Genomic DNA, 19,074 nt, shown 5'->3' on the forward strand with positions numbered 1-19,074 from the left:
ATTCACTTGTCGGGGATTATCTCTTCTTGGGGTTTAATGTTAACACTCAAATCCCACTAGCAAGCTTACAAGCTTCCGTCGGCGATCTACAGACGTCGCTGAACCCTGAGTCCGGCTGCGGCAGGTCTTGCGATAGCGAGTATAGCGTAAGGTTTGATCTCCGTTCGTTGCCTGTGGGGGAGGCGGCTGTAGTCGTAAAAGCCGTCGATGTGGACGGAGGCATCATTACGGGTTCGCTGCCTTTTATTCATGATGCCCCACCTAAAATCGATATCGTGTCGCCGGTTCCTTTTGCCGTTGCAGAACCCGGCCTTGAATTGGACCTGTCTTGTACGGATGACGGCGCCGCAGGCTGTATGTCGCTCGAGGTTTCTGTCGAAAAGAAGACGATCGCCACGGGCCAGAACCGCATTGGGCAAACGGTCTCGCTTGCAGAGTACGAGGGACAACAAGTGACGCTGTTCGTAAGGGCGCAGGATGACCGAGGGCAAAGTGGGGTTCGAACAATACCGGTTTATATAGACGAGCACCCTTTGCTGCAAAAGACGGATACGGTGCGCGGGTTGATCTTGGACAGCGATGAGGATCGGATCCTTTATTTCGATGCTAATGCGCATGCCATCCGTATCGCTCATCGAGGGCTAAAAACCGAGGAAGAGCTTCCGGTAAAAGTCGGCGAGACTCCCAGTGTAGTTTATTTAACCTCGCACGGAGCAACCGTCGAAGCACGCGACGAAACCTCAGGCAAGCTATCGCTGATGGAATGGCGTAACGGCTCCATGATCCGGCACGAGAGAAGCTTTCGCAGTGCCGGGGCGTATGCGGTTTACAATCTGGCCAACAATCCGGATCAAGCCAGTACGACATACCGCAAAGTGCTGGAGAAAACGGACAGCGGAGAGACAACCGTTATCGAATCGAGCCTTAAAGGGAACTGGGACCACGTCGTCAATGAAGACGGGGTAGTCGTATACAGCAAAACGATTAGCAATTTTGTCCAGTTGTTCAAGTTTGCCGGCGGTTCGGGACCAATAAAGGTAACGACCGATCCTAATGCAAACTATCGGGGCGTGATGATCGATGGTGACCGTATCATTGCGCTGAAGACAGATAAGCAAGGAACGGTCATAGGACTTGTCCTGTTGGAGAACGGAACGGAAACGGTGCTTCCGGGCACGCAGCGTTCGAAGCAGCCGGGAACCGATTATCTCGTCTGCGGAGGCTGGACGGCATACAAGAAATTGACGGCGCAGGGGCAAGTACAGCTCTGGGTGCGCTCCCCGGAAGGGGAAGAAGTCCAGTTAACTCCGACGAGTACGGCGAACAGCAAATTCAATGCGCTGGGGCCGAACGGTGATGTTGCTTATACGTATAACGGCCGCCTTCTGTTCAGCAAGAACGAGTCGGCAGGACGGAGCGAGCCGGTTGACCTGTCGCAAGAGAAAGCGAAGGCGTTCTGGTCGGGGGGAGCCTGGCACATCCGGTTAGGCGGGTCACTGTACGATGTACTCGGATCGAAACCGGAAGAGCCGCAGCTGGAACGGATCGCCGTTGAACCGTCATCGCTTGAGCTCGCTGCCGGTGCGACGGAGACGCTCCAAGTCTCTGCTCAATACACCGATGGCTCGTCTCGGGACGTGACTGTGGAGAGTGTATTCGAATCAGCTGACCCGGAGATCGCAACCGTCTCGGCCGACGGCCACGTTGATGCCGTTAGAGAAGGCTCCACCGTTATTGCGGTGCGATACGAGTCGATGGAGGCAATCGTTCCGATGCAAGTCATTCAAGACAACCCGACTGATCCAGGCGATCCGGGCAATCCGAATCCCGAGACGGACATGTTTAAGGAGCTACTGAAGAAGCTTCTGAGAACGATGCTGTCATTTATCTTGGCATCCGATCTGTGGAGAGAATTCATGGACTCGTTTTCCCCGGCGGGGCATCCGGGTGCTCTGAACGAATTCAACTGGGAATAGTCTTCCTATTGCGAACGGGAGCAGAGGCCATTGCGGCGTCTGCTCTTTTTGCATTTTCGGTATCAAACTGAAGTCGCTATTTATTCATAGGATTCCGGTTGCCCAGACTTTGTCAAATGTTGTTGTATAGGAACGGATTCCTGGGTCGAAAGGAGGATAAATAAGGAATGCATGGTGATATGAAATTGTCACAATTTCGTTCACAATGAAATTGCTATGACCAAGGAATCGAACGAATTTAGGGGATGAAAGCCGGGGCTGCGAGCTTTCCAAGCTCCGTAACGGGAAACGATACTCGTTTTTGGCGGTGCGGTTACATGACGAAGGGACTTAAGGGGGCGGCCTATGTCGGAGACATTGATGGATCAATACGTGATCGTAACGTTGGAAGGTGAGAAGTTTGCGCTGCGCATCGAGGATATTCACGAAATAATCCGGATGCAGGAAATTACCGAGGTTCCCAATTGCAAGCACTATATTGAAGGCGTCATTAATTTGCGCGGCAAAATCCTTTCCGTCATTTGCTTGCGCAAACGATTCGGCATGCCAAAAATCGCTTATACGAAAGCGACACGCATCGTTGTCGTCAACTACGGCGGCGAAGTCATCGGCATTATCGTCGATGGCGTCGACCAGGTAAAGCGGTTCAACGACATCCAGCCTCCACCCGATCTTGCTTCCCTTGCTTCCGGCATGGGAGAAGCGTGGCTTGAAGGTATCGGATATTTGGATGACGGTCTTGCCTGTATTTTGAAAATGGATCGGTTGCTATACGAATAAAGAATAAGGCGATAAACGGCAAGGAGGTGGAGAACATGTTCAATCGCGAAGACATGATGGACGCATTCATGGATGAAGTCGAGGAACAGCTCCAATTGCTGGATCAGCAAATTTTGCTGCTCGAGCGGGATGGAGAACATCCCGAGCGGATTCAGACCATATTCCGGGTCGCCCACACGCTCAAGGGCTCGTCTGCGGCGATGGGATTCGAAGAAATGGCCGGCGTTACCCATGAAATGGAAAGCGTTTTCGACTTGATCCGCCAAGGCAAACTGTCGGTGACGGATGCCGTCGTTAACGTTCTGTTCGAATGCCTGGATTATTTGCGAAAGCTGAAAGGCGAATTTAGCGCAGGCGCCTTGCGAACGGACGTCGGACCGCTGGTCGCCCAGCTGAAGCATGTGCTGCAGCACGGCTCGCTGCCGGCTGACGAACCGGAAATACGGGGAGCCGGTACGGCAGGATCGAGTCCGGAGAGGAAAAGGCAGACGATCCGGTGCGAGGTGGAGCTGGAAAATAGCTGCACGATGCGATGGGCGCGGGCGCATGTCATCTTATGCCGTCTCCAGCAGCTGGGCGACGTCATACATACCGTTCCGAAGCTGAACGAAGAGCCGGAAGACGAAGAATGCCTTGCCAAAATAACGTATGTCCTGCATACGGAGGAGCTTGCCCGGCATATTGAGGAGGAGCTCCGCGGAACGTCGGACGTTGCCGGTGTTCATCTGGCTTTGGTTGCCGAAGCGGAAGCGGAGTCTTATGGCGATACGCCGCTGAAGCCTGCAAGCGAAAAGCCGCGTGACGGGGCCGGCTCGTCCGAATCGGTCAAATCGCCGCTGGCCAAAACCGTTCGGGTCGATGTCGAACGGATCGAGAAGCTGATGGATCTTGTCGGCGAGCTGGTGATCGATCAAACGCGGATCGCGATGGTCGGCGACCTGCTCAAAATGAAGTATGCCGCCGAATCCGAGATCGAGGAACTGCAGCAAATATCAAGCCATATCGCGCAGGTTGTCGGCGAGCTGCAGGAAAGCGTCATGAAAGCAAGAATGCTGCCCGTCGAGCAGCTGTTCAACCGGTTTCCGCGCATGGTCCGTGATCTGGCTCGCTCGCTGGGCAAAGAGGTCGATTTCATCATGGAAGGCAGGGAAACGGAGCTGGACCGGACGGTCGTCGAGGAAATCGGCGATCCGCTCATCCATTTGCTCCGCAATGCCCTCGATCATGGCATCGAAGATGCTGACACCCGGGAGCGGGCAGGCAAACCGCGCAAAGGCACGCTGAAGCTGAAGGCGGCGCACGAGGAAAATCAGGTCGTGCTGACGGTCGAGGAGGACGGCGCGGGCATCGACCCGGACAAGATCAAGCAATCGGCGATCCGCAAGAAGCTGATTACGGAGCAGCAGGCCAAGGCGATGTCACCGCACGATCTGATCCAGCTTATTTTCGAGGCCGGATTTTCCACCGCGCAGACGGTAAGCGACGTTTCCGGCCGCGGGGTCGGCATGGACATCGTGCGCAACCATATCGAGAAGCTGAACGGACTGATCGATGTCGAAACGAAGCTAGGGGAAGGCACTCGCTTTACGATCAAACTGCCGCTTACGCTTGCGATATTGAACGGACTGCTGATCAAGCTGAACGGTCGCACGTACGCGCTGCCTATGGGCAGCGTCGTGGAGATCGTGCGAAAGCCGGTAACGGACATTCACGCGTTAACCGGACAGCCGGTCGTTATCATCCGCGACAAAGCGATTCCGCTCGTTTGGCTGAACGATTGGTTCGGATTTTCACGCAGCGCGGCCGAGCGGAAGCATGCGCATATCGTCATCGTCGGCGTTGCCGAGAAACGGTTCGGCCTTGTCGTCGACGAGCTGATCGGCAATCAGGAGATCGTAGTTAAATCTGTAGGCTCATATATCGGCAAGGTAGAAGGGATTTCCGGCGCGACGATACTTGGAAACGGAAATGTAGCCCTCATTCTCGATGTTATCGGCATTTCAAAAATGGTGCAGGGGAGACGGTCCATATGAAAATATCCGTATTGCTGAAATGGACGGGAGTATCGTTTGTCGTATTATCGCTGCTGCTTGTCAGCGGGGTATTGCTGCTGCAATCGAATTTCCGGCATGTGCATGAAGCGAAATTAAGGCAAGCGGAATTCAAGCAGCTTGGCATCGATTTGGCGGATAGCTCCAAATTGTTGACGAACGAGGCGCGGCAGTACGTTCAGTTCGGCGACAAAATTCACTACGACAACTATTGGCGCGAGGTCAACGAGACGAAAACGCGTGACCGCGTCGTCGCCCGCCTGAAGGAGCTGGGCGCACCGCAGCAGGAGCTTGACCTGATCGAGCAGGCGAAGCAAAACTCGGATAAGCTCGTAGCGACGGAAGACGCGGCGATGAAAGCGGTGGAGAGCAAAGATTTCGACCAAGCGCGCAAGCTGATGTTCGGCCAAGAGTACAACGATGAAGTCAAACGGATTATGGCGCCGATCGACCAGTTTCAGACGATGATGAATGACCGCGCGGAGAGCGACACGGCCGCTGCCGAAAGCCAATTCGACACCGTGCTGTATTTGCTGATCGTTATCGTGGCCGTCGTTTCCGTCTCCATGATTTTGTTCGTCGTCTTGTTGTTCCGCAAATTAATGCCGCTCCGCCTTGTCGTTGATAAGCTCGGCCAGCTTGCGGAGAACGAAGGCGACTTAACAGCCCGGCTGCCGGTGACGAGCAAGGACGAAATCGGCGAATTGTCCGGTTCGTTCAACCGGATGCTCGGCAACTACCAGCAATTCGTCCGCGATATTATGAGCTCCGCGCAAAGCGTATCCGCGGCGGCTACGCAAATCTCCGCGACGACCGAGGAAATGGCGAGCGGCACGCAAAGCCAGTCGCACGCGGCGATCACGATCAACGAGCTATTCCGGGAGCTGACCGCCGGAATGGACACGGTTGCGCGGAATGCCGAACAGGCCGCAAGCTTGTCGGAGCAAGCGACGAAGATCGCGCAGGAGGGCGGCTCGGTCATATTCGCTTCGATCGAAGGCATGACGGCGCTGAATGCGCAAATGTCGCTGCTCGCGCAGGATTCAGAGCGGATCGGCGAAATCATCGAGGTGATCGACGAAATCGCTGACCAGACGAATCTGCTCGCGCTGAATGCTGCAATCGAAGCGGCGCGCGCCGGCGAGCAAGGCCGCGGCTTCGCGGTTGTCGCCGACGAGGTGCGCAAGCTAGCCGAACGAAGCAGCGCGGCGACGAAGCAAATTACCGAGATTATTAAGGGAATGCAGCGTAACACGAAATTAAGCGTCGCGGCGGTGGAAAACGGGGTCGTTTCCTCGCAGCAAAGCGGCCAAGCATTCGATCAAATCATGTCGATCGTCAAGGACACCTCGTACAAGATCACGGAAATTGCCGCCGCCACGGAAGAGCAGACGGCGCAATCATCGGATGTGCTCGGCTCCGTCGAAGCGATCGCCGCGACAAGCGAGCAGTCGGCGGCAGCGGCGCAGGAAACGGCATCGTCCACGCAATCGCTCGCGCATATGGCGGAAAAACTGCAGACCTACGTCGGCGCGTTCAAGGTTTAGCCCCGAAGTCGCTTGCCGCCTGAACCAATAGAGCAATACGTTCAAAGAACGTCCAATCCAATGTGACGTTCTTTGTTGCGTTTACGGTTCTCTCGCATTTATTTTGTGCCGCTCTAGGATGTCCAAAAACGCCGCGGCTGCGAGCGACGGCGTCGTATCGCGGCGGCAGGCGATCCCAAGGGAGCTTGCCGGAATCGGCACAATCGTCGGCAGCTCGAACAGCAGTGCTTCCGCCAGCTCCTTGCGGACGTAAGAGCGCGCGACAAAGGCGGAGCCATACCCGCGCCGGGCGAATTCGACCAGCATATCGACGCTGCTCAGTTCCATGTCGACCTCGGCTGCCAGTCCTTGCGCGGACAACCATTGCTCCAGCAACAGCCGGGTATGGCTGCCGGGCGATAGAAGAAGCAAAGGAATTCGCAGCAGATGCTCGGTGGAGAGCGGTTGCTCCGCTTTATCGCGGAAAGACTCGCCGACAACAAAGACATTCTGGACGGTCATGAACGGCTTGACGTCGAGCTCGGGATCGGCGAGCGGCAAATGCACGAAACCTACGTCCATGCTGCCGTCTTTGAGCTTCCCGGCGATCTCCGAAGTTTTCCCTTGCGATAATTTGATTCGGATTTCAGGATGCTCGGCATGGAACAGGTCCAGAATCGGAAGCAGAATATGCTTGATGACCGCGCCGCTTGCTCCGATGCGGATTTCGCCCGCATGGAGCTGTTTCATCGATAGGAGCTTGTGCTCCCCGTCGATCAACGTTTGAAAAGCTTTCTCTACATGGCCTAGCAGCACTCGGCCTTCATGCGTCAGATCAACCCCTTTCGATCGCCGATCGAACAGCTTAACGCCTAATGTTTCTTCCAGCTGTTTAATCGCATAGCTGACCGAAGGCTGCGTCACGTGGAGCTTCTGCGCCGCTTTGGTTAGATTGCCCAATTGGGCGGTGTACATGAACATACGGTACCATTCCATCTGAATCGGATTCATGATATAAATCCTCTCTATGGCAAACGTTTAGTATTGTGATTTCATTTATTTCAATATAGTCACTATACTGAATGTATCGACAAAATACAATCGGATCAGGGAGAGATGCACGATGGCAGGAAGCACGTACGGAGAACAATTTCGAATGACGACCTTTGGCGAATCGCACGGGGCGGCGGTTGGCGTCATCATCGACGGGGTGACGCCGGGCGTCGAAATCGACGAGCCTTACATTCAGCGTCAAATGGATCGCAGGAAACCGGGCCAGTCCTCGGTTACCACACAGCGTAAGGAATATGACAAAATATCGATTCTGTCGGGCATCTTCGAAGGGAAAACAACCGGTACGCCGATGCTCGTCATGTTGTGGAATACGGACATGAAGTCTCATGACTATGACGATATCAAAAATTCTTTTCGGCCCGGACATGCGGATTTTACGTATTTGCAAAAATACGGCATTCGCGATTACCGCGGGAGCGGAAGGGCGTCCGGCCGGGAAACGGCTGCCCGCGTAGCGGCCGGAGCTGTGGCAAGGAAGATGCTCGAGCGTCGCGGCGTAGAGCTGGTTGCTTATACGGTTGCGATCGGCGGCATTCGCTGCGAGACGTTCGACGAGAGCATTATAGAGAGCAACGCCGTCAGAGCTTGCGATCCCGAAGCGGCCGTTCGCATGATCGACAAGATCGAGTCGCTTGCAGCGGTCGGCGACAGCTGCGGCGGCATCGTAGAGTGCCGCATCCGCGGCGTGAAGCCGGGCATCGGAGAGCCGGTCTTCGACAAGCTCGACGCGGAACTGGCGAAGGCGATGCTGTCGATCGGAGCGATCAAAGGGATTGAATTCGGGGCGGGTTTTGCGGCGGCTGACATGCTCGGCAGCGAGCATAACGACCCAATGGATGCAAGCGGGTTTCTGAGCAATAATGCCGGCGGCATCATCGGGGGGATCAGCACGGGCGAGGAGATCGTATTCCGCGTGGCGGTCAAGCCGACGTCGTCGATTTCCGTCCCGCAGCGTACAATTCGCACGAACGGGGAGGAGCAGATCATCGTCACCGAAGGCCGGCACGATCCGTGCATCTGCCCGCGCGTTGTGCCCGTCGTTGAAGCGATGGCTTGCGTCGTTCTAGAAGATTTGTACAAGCGCCAGGCGGCTTTGCACGATTAGTGGAAGGATTCGCATATAACGTTACGATGCGGGCGTTCGTTTGATGTCATTTACCTTCGCTAATTTCCCGATAAGTAGTTAGCGCGATGGCACGTTGCTTGTCGGAAGGTTGAGATCGCGGGAGGTGTTTTGAAACATGACCGTCATCGCGATCAACCTGCGTTCGTATAACTGGAAAACATGCAGTTATTTTTTGCGATTTTTCCTTTTGTTGATCCATTACATGGAAAACCTACAGTTATTTTTGCCGTTTTCACCTATTTTTTGAGTTTGGACAAAATTTAAATGGAGGTTTTCCAGTTATTTCGCTAAAAGCACCTGACCCTCTCGAATTAACATCATGTTTTCCAGTTATTTGCGGCATTTTCGTGTAAACTTGCTTAGCTGGCACTTGCGATGTCGCGTCATGCTTCACATCTTATAAACGAAGGACCTCTAACTCCACTGTTTTGTGGGGAATGAGGTCCTTTTTATAAGCGAAATTTATACTCCAAGCGGGGATCATATCAAAATCATAAATTAACTTCTGGGACAGCCCGTTCGGCAAAAAGCGCGGAAACGCTCGTGTTAACGAGTGAATGCTTAAGCGCCCGCCAGCTTGGACTGGACAAAATTCTGGATGTCGAGCACGCGCTGCGAAATGGTCGATTCCGATACGTCGTATTTTTGCGCAAGCGCTTTGCGGGTAATATCTGTCCGTTCGTATTGCTGGGCAATTACGAGCTCGATTGCGGCCGGATACACGCCCGCTTTCCGAATGAGCGGCTGAACGCTGCCGGCATATTCGTTCCACAGCGTGACGGCTTCCGCGACTTGCGGCGCCTCGTAAACGTCGGTCATCTGTTCCACAATAGCTTCTGCGGTAATCTTATATTGAGGTTGACCCCATTCGACACTTTCAATGAGAGCAACGACCGATTGTTGGTTTGGCTCCGGTGCCTGAACGGCCGCAGCAACTTCGGAAACCGCTGCTTGCGCTTGTTCCTCCGCACCATTTGTTACACGTACGACCTTGTTTGCTTTGTCCTTGTCCAGGCAGCATTTTTTGTACTTGAGTCCGCTTCCGCACGGACAAGGCTCGTTTCTTCCGATTTTCTTCATCACTTACCTCCTATATCTTATCCCTAGTATTATATCGTTGTTTGTCCCGCTTGCCTATCAATAGAAAAAATTAATATAGTCAATAAATAATGTTTATTTTCCGATTGACAAACAATCCCTGCCGCCCTTATGATAGCAATATCTTGAATTTGGAAAGGAGGCCAACGACATGATCCGGCTTAATCAGTTCGAAGATCAGAATGTAACTACGCCTGACAACTGCATAACGTATATTGTCCCATTGGCCTCTACGGGCCTTATTGCACAAGACCTCGGACATCCCGGCGGAAGCTGAAGCGGATGCGATCCGGGTGTATTCGGCATAGTTAACCATTGCATGACGATACGACCGTAGGCTCTTAGGGCTTACGGTTTTTTGCTTTTTTTTGGATTCAAGACGAAACGGAATATAGAGAGGGATTACGTATTTATGGAAACATTGGCACGGGAAAAAGGTGAATTTTACCGAAAAATGCAGCTGCCCGCGGGCGACCTGCATGTGTATGCGAGCGAGGCTTTATTCGCGTCGCTCGATTATAAAGTGTTCGATATGGCGAACAACAACTTGCAAATTCCGAACCGGCACTATATGAGCTATACGCCGGACGTCCACGTCGGCGTCGGAACTTGCATCGGCACGACGGCCATTTGGCGGATGGAGGACGGGTTCGTATCGCCGTCGATCGTAGGCAGCGACATCGGCTGCGGCATGCGGGTCCATGTGACGAACCTGCATCGCGACGATTTGCGGGACGTGAAGCTGCGCCGGAAGCTGGTGAAGACGATCGAGAAATTTTTGCCGGTCGAGGAGCATGCCCGGGGGCATTATTCCGATATCCGGGTGGAGCATGTGCTGAGGAAAGGACTGTTCGGCTTGCCGAAAAAATATGTCCCGGACGGTTACACGCCACGCAAAGCAACTTCGCTGACCCATGTGGAGCATGCCAAGTTCTCGTTCGACGAGTCGTACCTGGATCGGATGCCGGAGCCGGTATGGCACCGGTCGCACCGTCAGCTTGGAACACTCGGGAATGGCAACCATTTCGCCGAAATTCAGGCGCTGGAAATTCCCGAGCCGCATCGCGATATTGCGGAGCAATGGGGGCTGACTGACGGGCAAATCGTCATCATGATCCATTCGGGCTCGCGAGCGTGGGGCGCGGCGGTCAGCCAGATCGGCACAAGCGCCATGGTGAAGGCGATGCATCAACATGGTCATGGCACAGCCGATCCGAAGCTCGTGTACGCACCGCTCGACAGCGCCGAAGGTCAGGCGTACGTTCAGCTGATGTATTCAGCGCTGAGTTATGCGGTCGTCAATCGGCATCTCATCGCTTACAGTGTAAGGGAAGCTTGCCGCGACGTATTCGGCGGGAAATTCGAGATGACGACGCTGTACGACTTGATGCACAACTATGCGTGGGAGGAACGCCATGACGGCAAGCCGTTGTTCGTGCACCGCAAAGGGGCGACAAGAGCGCTGCCGCCGGGCCATCCGGACAATCCCGAGCCGTATGCGGCCACGGGCCATCCCGCGCTCATACCGGGCTCGATGGGAACGGCCTCGTACATCATGGTTGGCCGGCCCGAGGGACGGCAAAACTATTATTCGATTTGCCACGGCGCCGGCCGGGTTCGCTCGCGGTCCGCGACGAAACGGCTCGTGACGCTGAACGAATTCGAGGCATCCCTGCGCGTCGGCGAGGAAGACGAAATCGTCGTTAACCAGCGGATGCTGGAGTCGATAATCGACGAGTCGCCGCAGGCGTACAAGGACGTCGATCAGATCATCGACAGCGTCGTGGGCGCAGGGCTGGCCGACGTCGTCGCCAAATGCAAGCCGCTCGCCGCGGTGAAAGGAGCCTGAGATGAAGACGATGGAAACTAGACCATGTATTGAGCCTTTGGACAGTGGAGGTTTATGAAAATGAGCGAAATCAACGATAAAATCTTAAGCGAGCTGGAGCGCATCGAGCGGGAAGAACAGGTACGCATCCTGTACTCGTGCGAGTCAGGGAGCAGAGCATGGGGATTCCCGTCGCGCGACAGCGATTATGACGTTCGGTTTATCTACATCCGGAAGCCGGAATGGTATTTGTCGATCTTCGACAAGCGAGACGTCATCGAACGGCCGATCAGCGATATGCTTGATATCAATGGCTGGGATTTGCGCAAGGCACTGCTGCTGTTCCGCAAATCGAATCCGCCGTTGCTGGAGTGGCTGCAGTCGCCGATCCGGTACATGGAGCGGTTTACGGTTGCCGGGCAAATTCGGGAGCTGTCGCCGCTCACGTTTTCGCCGAGGTCGTGCGTCTATCATTATTTGCATATGGCGAAAGGCAACTTTCGGGAGTACCTGCAAGGGGACCGGGTAAAAATCAAAAAATATTTTTACGTGCTGCGCCCGGTGCTGGCTTGCATGTGGATCGAGCGCAACGGCACGATGCCGCCGATGGAATTCGACCGGCTGCTGAAGGAGCTGCTGCCTTCGGAAAGTGCGTTGAACTTTGAAATTAGCAGGCTGCTCGACCGCAAAATATCCGGCGAGGAACTGGACTATGAGCCGAAGATTACGGCAATTCATGATTTTCTGAATGAACAAATCGATTATTTCGAACAGGCGGCGGCGGGTGTTCCGGCATCGGGCACGGAGCAGGACGAACGGCTGGATGCTTTGTTCCGTTCGGCGCTGCAGGAAGTTTGGGGATAGCAGCGAGTGAAGGTTCGGGAAAGTGGAGATTACAGTTCGATTTCGACCTGTACTTCCGGTTTGGACAGATTTTGTACGGGGATAGGAGTAGATCAAAGATGGCATTTCAAATAATAGACGGCGTTCGGGTATGGGGTAATCCCGATTACGGGGCGCTTGAGCAAGCAATCACTTGTTCCAAAACGGGTCATGTCGTGCAAACGCTCATGATGGCGGATCATCATAAAGGCTACAGCCAGCCGATCGGCGGCGTGGTGGTGTACGACGGGCAATTGTCGCCGTCCGGCGTCGGCTACGATATCGCCTGCGGCAACAAGGCGGTGCGGACGAATGTGATGGCGAAGGACGTGATGCCGCGGATCGGGCGGCTGATGGACGACATCGCGCGAAGCATTTCTTTTGGCGTCGGCCGTGTTAATAATACGAAAGTAGACCACGACTTGTTCGACGATCCGGATTGGGCCGTTTATGCGGCGGTTGGCAAGCAGGAGCACGACAAGCTGAAGGCGCTCGCCCGCGATCAGCTGGGAACGGTCGGCAGCGGCAATCATTTTGTCGATTTATTCGAGGATTTGGAGTCGGGACGGCTCTGGATCGGCAACCATTTCGGCAGCCGCGGCTTCGGCCACAAGACGGCAAGCGGGTTCATCAATCTCGCCGCGGGAAGGGATTTTCTCGCGAACGCGCCGGGTGAGAAGATGGATCAGCCGCCCGTGCTGCTGGATTTGGACAGCGAGCTTGGCGACATGTATTACCGCGCGATGAAGCTGGCCGGCCGTTACGCTTACGCGGGTCGCGATTATGTCATTCGCCAGGTGCTGGCGATTGTTGGCGCGGAAGCGGACTTCGAGGTGCATAATCATCATAATTTCGCGTGGAAAGAGACGCATGGCGGGCGCGAGGTGATGGTCGTCCGCAAAGGCGCGACGCCTTCCGCGCCGGGGCAGCTTGGTTTTATCGGCGGCAGCATGGGCGACATCTCCGTTATCGTTCGAGGCAAGGATACGGAGGAGAACCGGGATGCCTACTACAGCACCGTACACGGGGCGGGGCGGGTCATGAGCCGGACGCAAGCGGCGGGCAAAATGAACTGGAAGAAGCGCACCCGTACCGGGGGGCAAATTACGCCCGAGCAAATGCAAGCCGCCGTAAAGGCGTATGGGGTGGAGCTGCGCGGGGCAGGCACGGACGAAAGCCCTTTCGTGTACCGCAAGCTGCAGGACGTATTGGACGCGCACCACGAAACGATCGACGTGCTGCACGTGCTGAAGCCGATCGGCGTCTGCATGGCCGGCGCGGACGAATTCGATCCTTATAAAGATTAACGAGAGAGAAGGGAAAACGGATGCTGAAAGAACAGGAACATCGGCTTAGCAAGCTGATGACGAAAATATTGCGGCACACGCCGGAGTCGTTCGGCATTCGCCTTGATCCGTCCGACGGATCGTGCGAGCTGGACGTTCTGCTGCGGACGATTCAGAGGTTGCCGAAATTAAACGGGGTAACGAAGGCGCAAATCGAGCAAGTGGTCGCGAATTCGGATAAGCAGCGCTTCGAAATCGCCGATGGGCGGATTCGCGCCAGATACGGCCACAGCAGCGTGCGTGTGGCTTATGTGCCGGGCACGCCGCCGAAGGTGCTGTATCACGGCACGAATCGGATGGTTGCGCCGGATATTTTGCGGGAAGGCATCAAGCCGTTGCACCGGCAATACGTCCATATGTCGGAAGGGCTGGACTTCGCATCGCTTGCGGGCAGCCGCAGGGGCGATCTGGAGATTTTGGCCGTCGATACGGTGCTCGCGAGCGAGCTGGGAGTTACGTTTTATTTTGCCGGCAACGAGGTATGGCTTGCGGACTTCGTCCCGGCGGCATGCTGCCGGGTGCACGAGGGAAGATAGCCGGATGCTGCGGGGATGAAAGAATGAAAGAATGGAAGATTGAAAGAATGAAAGTAGATTGTTAGATTGATTGATAGGAAGGGACTAGTTCATGATGAACCATTCATTTATTCAACATATCGATATCGGCGTCAACTTGATGCATCGCTCGTTTGCTTCCGACCGGGAGCGGGTGCTGGAACGTGCGGATGCCGCGGGAGTCGGGGCGATCGTCATCACGGGGACGAGCGTACGCAGCAGCGAGGAAGCGGCGAACTACGCGGCACGGTATCCGGGGCGGCTGTACTCGACAGCCGGGGTGCATCCGCATGATGCCAGATCCTGCAACGGCGACACACTTCGCAAGCTGCGCCGGTTGGCGGAGCAGCCGCAAGTGGTGGCGATCGGCGAGTGCGGGCTAGACTTCAACCGCGACTTCTCGCCGCGCGACGTACAGGAGCGATGGTTTGACGCGCAGCTTCAACTGGCTTGCGAGCAGGAACTGCCGCTATTCCTGCATGAGCGGGACGCTTTTCGCGATTTTGTCCGAATCATGGACGGGTACGCGGGGCGGCTCCCGGACGCGGTTGTCCACTGCTTCACCGGAACAGCCGAAGAGCTCGACGCGTATCTAAGCCGCGGCCATTACATCGGCATCACCGGCTGGATTTGCGACGAGCGCCGCGGGCTCGCATTGCGCGAGCTCGTGAAGCGCATTCCGCTCGACCGGCTGATGATCGAGACGGACGCGCCGTTCCTTACGCCGCGGGACCTGCGGCCAAGGCCTGCTGACGGGCGGAACGAGCCCGCGTTCCTGCCGCATGTCGTGCAGGCGATCGCGCGCTATATGAACAAACCTGCACAAGAAGTCGCGGAAGCGGCAGCGAATAATGCCAAACGATTTTTTCGTTTGTCCTGAATGTAAGAGGCCTCTGACCGCAGTTCGACTGCGATTGCAGAGGCTTTTTAAATTTGCTTTTTTGATCGCATCAAAAATTCATAAAAAAAGATTTTTTTCCGATATATGACTTGGTAGGCGATCATTCCTGCAACAGCCGCGTGGAACACGATCGCAAGACAACGGTCCGGGTAAAGTCCAGACCACAATTTTTTATGTAGAAAAGGTGGATTTTTCGATGAGAACTTTAAGTATTTATTTGCTGATTATTGGGCTTGGTTCGTTTATCCTGCCGATGATGGGGTATCAATTCAAAGTCATTCAAATTTTCGGCGAAGGCAACGAGTCGATGTTCGGCATTATTCTGATGGCTATCGGAGCAATTCTTCTTGTATTGTCGTTCTTAAAAGGCAAGAAGCAGGCCGCTTGACCGGCTTCAACCGTTATCGATAACAAGGAAGCTCCCCCTGCCGAACTGTGGATTCAGGGGGAGCTTTTGCTTGAAACCACTTTTACTTGTACTCGACGCTCGAAAGGTGGCATGAAAAAGGATAAACGGGAAATTCGTCGAATTTTGAAATGTATGAAAAACATTCGAACAGCAACCGTATTGAAGTATGCGGTAACGATTATTACTTTGTTAATGTTCCTGCTTGGCGTGAGGTGGTTTTGGAAAACGATCGGCAACGCGCCGGAGCACCCGCCCGCAGTTCAAGGCGTTATCGACTTGCGCGGCCTAAATTTCGAGGGCATGCATTCGGTCACGCTGGACGGCGAATGGGAATTTTACCCGGGGGCGCTGTTGTCGCACAAGGACATCGCGCAGCGACAAAACACGCCCGATTCGCGTTTCATCCGGGTACCGGGCGACTGGCGGGGCGCTCTGGGCAGTGCGGCCGAGTCTTCCTTGGGTTACGGGACGTACCGTCTGCGAATCCTCGTCGATCAACCGCTCGACCAGCCGTATGCCTTCTGGATCGAGAAGATTCAGGCATCCTCCGTAGTTGAAATCAACGGCAAAACGAAGGCCGTTTTTGGCAAACCCGCGGAGCAGGCTGACAAATATAAGCCCAAGATGCTTTCTTACCCTGCGTATTACGATGCAGATGATGCGAAAGAATTTGAAGTGCTCATACGCGTGGCCAATTTTGATTCCCCGCTTGACGGCGGCATCGCCAAATCGATTCTTTTCGGTTCACAGGCCGCAATCGACACCGAGCGGATGTACTCCGTCGGCTTTCAGCTCGTCGTTTTCGTCATTTTGCTGCTGCACGGTTTGTATGCTTGCCTGCTCTATTTGTTCAACCCGCGCAATATGGCGTTCCTTGCGTTTTGCTGTCTGATGCTGACGGCGGGCGTTTCGGTCATCTCCGATCATGACAGCCTGCTGCAGATGTGGCTGCCGTTAAATTATACATGGGCGATAAAAATCAGGCTGCTTTCCTATATGTGGATCTCCTTCTTTTTGCTGCTGATGGCCAGATTTTTCTCCGATCGGGAAAAAGGACGGAAGCTGTTTTACACATATTTGACCTTGCTCGGCCTTTACTCGGCGTTTATCGCGGCTGCTCCCGCATCGGCCGTTTATTACTCGGTCTCATTCCGCTTGTTCGCTTTATTTTATTTGCTGCCGCTTCTTGCGTTTGTGATTCGTATCGGCCGGATGGTCGCGGGCAATCAGAAAGATGCCGTATTTTTGCTCATTTCGGCCACGAGCGTCGCATCCAGTGTTTTCGGCGGGGCGTTTTTTTTCAGATCGGAATCGATCAGTTCCTATTATCCGGTCGATATTATCGTTGCTCTCATTTTTTTCTCGGCGTATTGGTTCAGAAGGTATTTCCGCAATGCCGAGGAAAACGCCAAGCTCAACGAACAGCTGCGCATTTCCGACAAGCTGAAGGACCAGTTTCTCGCGAACACGTCGCATGAGCTGAGAACGCCGCTGCACGGCATCATGAACATCGCCCGGACCGTATTGTCCAAAGAAAGGAACGTGATGGACGGCAAAAGCTCGCGGGATATGGAGCTGCTCGTCATTATCAGCCGCCGGATGTCGCATATGATCGACGAACTGCTCGACGTTGCGCGGCTTCAGGAAAAACGGGTCGTCTTGCGCAAGGAAGCGCTGCATGTCCCGTCGCTCATCTCCGGCGTATTCGACATGCTCGATTTTATGACGGAAGGGAAGCCGGTGAAGCTGAAGCTGGATATGGGGCCGATGCCGGCCGTCATGGCGGATGAAAAAAAGCTGGTGCAAATTTTGTTCAATCTGGTGCACAATGCGCTCAAGTTTACGGACGAAGGTTCGGTGACCGTGTCCGCCGAGGTGCGAAACGGGCAGGCCGTCATTCATATCGCGGACACCGGGGCGGGCATGGACGAGGAAACGCAGCTTCGCGTGTTCAAGCCTTACGAACAAGGAGCGAGCGGGGTGAACGGCGGCGGAGGAATCGGCCTGGGCCTGACGATCAGCAAGCAGCTGGTCGAACTGCACGGCGGCGAACTGACCGTTTCTTCCAAGCCGGGAAAAGGCTCGGTGTTCAGCTTCACGCTGCCGCTAGCCACCCCGGCGGAGCTCGCTTCCGCTAGCCCGGGCTCGTCGAGTCCCGCGGCCCAAGGAAATGAAGATGCGTGGAGCTCATGGAGCTTCCCCGCCCCCGCCGCGGTCGAATGGGCCGCGGCAATAGAGCCGTCGGCGCCTTCCGCTGCGCACGGAAAGGTGAACATTATCGCCGTCGACGACGATCCTGTCAATTTGAAGGTGCTCGGCAGCATTCTTTCGTCGGAGCAATACAACTTGAGGCTGGTGGCGTCGGCCCAGGAAGCACTGGAATTACTTGCGGCAGAACAATGGGATTTGCTGATCGCCGACGTGATGATGCCGCATATGTCCGGGTATGAATTGACGAGGAAGGTCAGGGAAAACTTCTCGCTGTCGGAGCTTCCCGTGCTGCTGTTGACCGCGCGCAGCCAGCCCGAGGACATTTATACCGGATTTTTGGCGGGAGCGAACGACTATGTGACGAAGCCGGTCGACGCACTGGAGCTGAGATACCGGATTTGGTCGCTGACAACGCTAAAGCATTCGATCGACGAGCGCCTACAGATGGAGGCCGCCTATTTGCAGGCGCAAATTCATCCTCACTTTTTGTTCAACACGCTGAACTCGATACTGGCGCTAAGCGATATCGATACGGAGAAAATGCGCAAGCTCGGCGATGCTTTCGCGTCGTATTTGCGGGTCAGCTTCGACTTCCTGAGTGCCGGGAAGCGGGTGCCGCTGTTCCGCGAGCTGGAGCTTGTTCGCGCCTACTTGTACATTGAGAAGGAGCGGTTCGGAGAGCGGTTGTCCATCGAATGGGAGGTTGACCCGGCGACGGATATCCTTCTGCCGCCGCTTACGCTGCAGCCGCTCGTCGAGAATGCGGTCCGGCACGGCTTAACCCGCCAAGTGCAAGGAGGTACGGTACGCATCCGCATCGTCCGCCAGAATAGCTCCGTGCTGTTCGAAATCAGCGACGACGGGGTCGGGATGGAGCAAGCCAAAGTTCGCCGGTTGCTGGATCAGGCAGCCAAAGGCCAAAGCGGTATCGGTCTGTCGAACACGAATCGACGGCTGACGCAAATGTACGGGAAGGGCTTATTCGTTCAAAGCGAGCCGGGCAAAGGCACGACGATATCGTTCGCGATCCCGCATTAGCATCGAAATAGCGGAAGCAGCGTCGGATCTCAGGTGGATTCGGCGCTGCTTTCGTTTGAAATCAAAGTCTTTCCGACAATGTAAACCAGTAAGTATCGCGAAAAATATTTTTCTCGGCAACCCTATTGACAGCGGTTTCAAGATCATGTAATTTATTATCAAAATCGTTTTTGTAAAAACGTTTTTGCAAAAACGATTTGCAACTTGTTTTTTCACGATTGCCCTTCATTTTATTACAAATTGCACCTCATTTTATTATTGTTGGCAAGGAGAT

15 protein-coding genes are annotated in these 19,074 nt (G+C 54.8%); 13 read left to right on the top strand and 2 right to left on the bottom strand.

The features are described 5' to 3' along the window. Positions 1 to 26: 26 nt before the first annotated feature. The 4 genes from AC0LWM_RS14295 to AC0LWM_RS14310 all read left to right on the top strand — a co-directional run bounded on the left by AC0LWM_RS14295 (position 27) and on the right by AC0LWM_RS14310 (position 6,354). On the top strand, positions 27 to 1,976 hold the full coding sequence (locus tag AC0LWM_RS14295; protein ID WP_474675622.1) for an Ig-like domain-containing protein: 1,950 nt from the start codon (positions 27 to 29) through the stop codon (positions 1,974 to 1,976). A gap of 345 nt (positions 1,977 to 2,321) precedes the next feature. After that, positions 2,322 to 2,756, top strand: coding sequence for a chemotaxis protein CheW (locus AC0LWM_RS14300; RefSeq protein WP_474675623.1), 435 nt, complete (start codon positions 2,322 to 2,324; stop codon positions 2,754 to 2,756). Between the two features lie 35 nt (positions 2,757 to 2,791). Beyond that, positions 2,792 to 4,789, top strand: coding sequence for a chemotaxis protein CheW (locus tag AC0LWM_RS14305; RefSeq protein WP_474675624.1), 1,998 nt, complete (start codon positions 2,792 to 2,794; stop codon positions 4,787 to 4,789). Further along, on the top strand, positions 4,786 to 6,354 hold the full coding sequence (locus tag AC0LWM_RS14310) for a methyl-accepting chemotaxis protein (protein WP_474675625.1): 1,569 nt from the start codon (positions 4,786 to 4,788) through the stop codon (positions 6,352 to 6,354). The genes AC0LWM_RS14305 and AC0LWM_RS14310 overlap by 4 nt, the downstream gene beginning before the upstream one ends. A gap of 81 nt (positions 6,355 to 6,435) precedes the next feature. Here the strand turns inward: AC0LWM_RS14310 and AC0LWM_RS14315 are convergent, their stop codons facing one another. After that, positions 6,436 to 7,344, bottom strand: a complete 909-nt coding sequence (locus AC0LWM_RS14315) for a LysR family transcriptional regulator (RefSeq protein ID WP_474675626.1) — start codon at positions 7,342 to 7,344, stop codon at positions 6,436 to 6,438. Positions 7,345 to 7,456: 112 nt separating this feature from the next. Between AC0LWM_RS14315 and aroC the strand changes: the two genes are divergently transcribed. Continuing rightward, a complete protein-coding gene (gene aroC, locus AC0LWM_RS14320) occupies positions 7,457 to 8,512 on the top strand; it encodes a chorismate synthase (RefSeq protein WP_474675627.1) in 1,056 nt (351 codons plus the stop codon). 582 nt (positions 8,513 to 9,094) lie between these two features. Here the strand turns inward: aroC and AC0LWM_RS14325 are convergent. Beyond that, positions 9,095 to 9,613: a YecA family protein gene (locus AC0LWM_RS14325; protein ID WP_474675628.1), complete on the bottom strand. Its 519-nt coding sequence runs from the start codon at positions 9,611 to 9,613 to the stop codon at positions 9,095 to 9,097. A 169-nt stretch (positions 9,614 to 9,782) separates the two neighbouring features. Here AC0LWM_RS14325 and AC0LWM_RS14330 point away from each other — a divergent pair, with 169 nt between their 5' ends. From AC0LWM_RS14330 to AC0LWM_RS14365, 8 genes are all read left to right on the top strand, one after another. Next, a complete protein-coding gene (locus tag AC0LWM_RS14330; protein ID WP_474675629.1) occupies positions 9,783 to 9,908 on the top strand; it encodes a hypothetical protein in 126 nt (41 codons plus the stop codon). Positions 9,909 to 10,043: 135 nt separating this feature from the next. Continuing rightward, the gene (locus AC0LWM_RS14335; protein WP_474675630.1) at positions 10,044 to 11,480 is read left to right on the top strand and encodes an RtcB family protein; all 1,437 of its coding nucleotides are present in this window, start codon (positions 10,044 to 10,046) and stop codon (positions 11,478 to 11,480) included. A 60-nt stretch (positions 11,481 to 11,540) separates the two neighbouring features. Continuing rightward, on the top strand, positions 11,541 to 12,323 hold the full coding sequence (locus AC0LWM_RS14340; RefSeq protein ID WP_474675631.1) for a nucleotidyltransferase domain-containing protein: 783 nt from the start codon (positions 11,541 to 11,543) through the stop codon (positions 12,321 to 12,323). Between the two features lie 98 nt (positions 12,324 to 12,421). Then, the gene (locus AC0LWM_RS14345) at positions 12,422 to 13,648 is read left to right on the top strand and encodes an RtcB family protein (protein ID WP_474675632.1); all 1,227 of its coding nucleotides are present in this window, start codon (positions 12,422 to 12,424) and stop codon (positions 13,646 to 13,648) included. Positions 13,649 to 13,668: 20 nt separating this feature from the next. Continuing rightward, positions 13,669 to 14,223, top strand: coding sequence for an RNA 2'-phosphotransferase (locus tag AC0LWM_RS14350; RefSeq protein ID WP_474675633.1), 555 nt, complete (start codon positions 13,669 to 13,671; stop codon positions 14,221 to 14,223). Between the two features lie 91 nt (positions 14,224 to 14,314). After that, entirely contained in the window at positions 14,315 to 15,121 is an 807-nt protein-coding gene (locus AC0LWM_RS14355; protein ID WP_474675634.1) for a TatD family hydrolase, read from the top strand. Positions 15,122 to 15,338: 217 nt separating this feature from the next. Further along, a complete protein-coding gene (locus AC0LWM_RS14360) occupies positions 15,339 to 15,530 on the top strand; it encodes a hypothetical protein (RefSeq protein ID WP_474675635.1) in 192 nt (63 codons plus the stop codon). Between the two features lie 111 nt (positions 15,531 to 15,641). Continuing rightward, positions 15,642 to 18,800, top strand: coding sequence for a hybrid sensor histidine kinase/response regulator (locus AC0LWM_RS14365; RefSeq protein WP_474675636.1), 3,159 nt, complete (start codon positions 15,642 to 15,644; stop codon positions 18,798 to 18,800). The last annotated feature ends 274 nt before the right edge of the window (positions 18,801 to 19,074 follow it).

It is taken from the genome of Paenibacillus sp. sgz302148 (assembly GCF_056120465.1).